This window comes from Streptococcus suis (assembly GCF_024509555.1).
GTDB lineage: Bacteria > Bacillota > Bacilli > Lactobacillales > Streptococcaceae > Streptococcus > Streptococcus suis_AD.
In genome coordinates this window covers 1-2,430 of record NZ_JAMWEL010000040.1, presented here as the reverse complement: position 1 = coordinate 2,430, position 2,430 = coordinate 1, and the positions used below count along the sequence as shown (strand labels likewise).

1 protein-coding gene is annotated in these 2,430 nt (G+C 42.2%); it reads left to right on the top strand.

Annotation, left to right across the window (positions count from 1 at the left end):
* On the top strand, positions 1–2,211 hold a 2,211-nt coding region (locus NF418_RS10215), incomplete at its 5' end, for an Ig-like domain-containing protein (RefSeq protein WP_256779519.1).
* Between the last annotated feature and the right edge of the window lie 219 nt (positions 2,212–2,430).

Below are 2,430 nucleotides of genomic sequence, written 5' to 3'. Positions count from 1 at the left end.
CCAGGTACTGATACAGTCGTAACAACTACTCCAACTCCACAAACGGATGCAGAGAAGAACGATTTGACTAACCCAACTAAGACTCCAGTTGCGGATACGAACAACTTGACTGATGACGAAAAAGCTAAAGTTAAGGACGAAGTTGAGAAATCTAACCCAGACCTTCCAAGTGGTACAACAATCACAGTTGGAAATGATGGCACAGCTACAATCACGTATCCAGATGGTTCTACAGATACACTTACTGGAACAGTAACAGTAATTGGTACTACTCCAACTCCACAAACGGATGCAGAGAAGAATGATGTTACAAATCCAACTAAGACCCCAGTTGCGGATGTTAATAACTTGACTGACGACGAAAAAGCTAAAGTCAAGGAAGAAGTTGAAAAAGCAAACCCAGACCTTCCAAGTGGTACAACAATCACAGTTGGAAATGATGGCACAGCGACTATCACTTACCCAGATGGTTCTACAGATACACTTACTGGAACAGTAACAGTAATTGGTACTACTCCAACTCCACAAACGGATGCAGAGAAGAATGATGTTACAAATCCAACTAAGACTCCAGTTGCGGATACTAACAACTTGACTGAAGATGAAAAAGCTAAAGTTAAGGAAGAAGTAGAGAAGTCTAATCCAAACCTTCCAAGTGGTACAACTGTAGAAGTTGGAAATGACGGAACAGTGACGATCACTTACCCAGATGGATCTGTTGACACAATCCCAGGTACTGATACTGTTGCTACAGAGCCACCTTACGAACCAGTTCCACAAACGGATGCAGAGAAGAACGGAATTACTAACCCAACTAAGACCCCAGTTGCGGATACGAACAACTTGACTGAAGATGAAAAAGCTAAAGTTAAGGAAGAAGTAGAGAAGTCCAACCCAGGTCTTCCAAGTGGTACAACAATTGAAGTAGGTAACGATGGCTCAGTTGCTATCACCTACCCAGATGGTTCAATTGATATCATTCCAGGTGCTGATACAGTTGTTCCAACTACTCCAGTTCCACAAACGGATGCAGAGAAGAACGATGTAACAAACCCAGCTAAGACTCCAGTTGCCGATACGAACAACTTGACTGAAGAAGAAAAAGCTAAAGTTAAGGAAGAAGTAGAGAAGTCCAACCCAGGTCTTCCAAGTGGTACAACAATCGAAGTAAGCAATGGTGGTTCAGTAACAATTACTTACCCAGATGGTTCAATCGATATCATTCCAGCTACTGATGCTGTAGTTCCAACAACTCCAACTCCACAAACGGATGCAGAGAAGAATGGAATTACTAACCCAGCTAAGACACCGGTTGCCGATACGAACAACTTGACTGAAGAAGAAAAAGCTAAAGTTAAGGAAGAAGTAGAGAAGTCCAACCCAGGTCTTCCAACAGGTACAACAATTGAAGTAAGCAATGGTGGATCAGTAACGATCACATATCCAGATGGCTCAATCGATATCATTCCAGCTGCTGATGCTGTAGTTCCAACAACTCCGACTCCACAAACGGATGCAGAGAAGAACAATGTAACAAACCCAGCTAAGACACCGGTTGCAGATACTAACAACTTGACTGAAGATGAAAAAGCTAAAGTTAAGGAAGAAGTAGAAAAATCCAACCCAAGTCTTCCAAGTGGTACAACAATCGTTGTTGGTAATGACGGTTCAGTGACAATCACTTACCCAGATGGCTCAGTTGACACAATCTCAGGTACTGATACAGTAACCCCTAATACTGATACTACAGCACCGGAAGCACCAATTGTCAATACGCCAAAAGCTGGTGATAAGACTGTCACAGGTACTGCTGAACCAGGTTCAACTATCACAGTAACCTTCCCAGACGGTTCTACAGTGACAACAACAGCAGATGAGAACGGAAACTTTACAGTTGATGTTCCAGCAGGTGTTGAACTTCAAGAAGGCGATAAAGTAACTGCAACAGCAACAGATGGTGCAGGAAACACATCGGCTTCATCAGAAGTAACTGTCGCAGGTGGAACTGCTCCAATCGGTAATGTTGATTCGAACAATGCAGTAAACAACGGAAATTCAGTAGATGTTGCGAACGGAGCATCTACGAAGAATAAACAAGCTGTATTGCCTAAGACAGGTGAAGAGTCTGGCATGATGAGTCTCATGGGACTTGCAGGACTCGTAGCATTTGGCTTACTTGGATTTAAACGTCGTAGAAAAGAAGAAGAATAAACAGTTGAATTATTCTCTCGTCTAAAAACGATAGTAAAGGACTCCGAAATTTTCGGAGTCCTTTTTAAGGTTCATTGTAACCGCCCAATAACGTAACCGCCCAATAACAAAGTATATTGTAACCGCCCAATAACAAAGTATATTGAAAAGGCTCCAAAGTCCTATTGACTCTGGAACCTTTTTCTATTTACATGCTCTCTTAATTTTTTCCTTCCATGG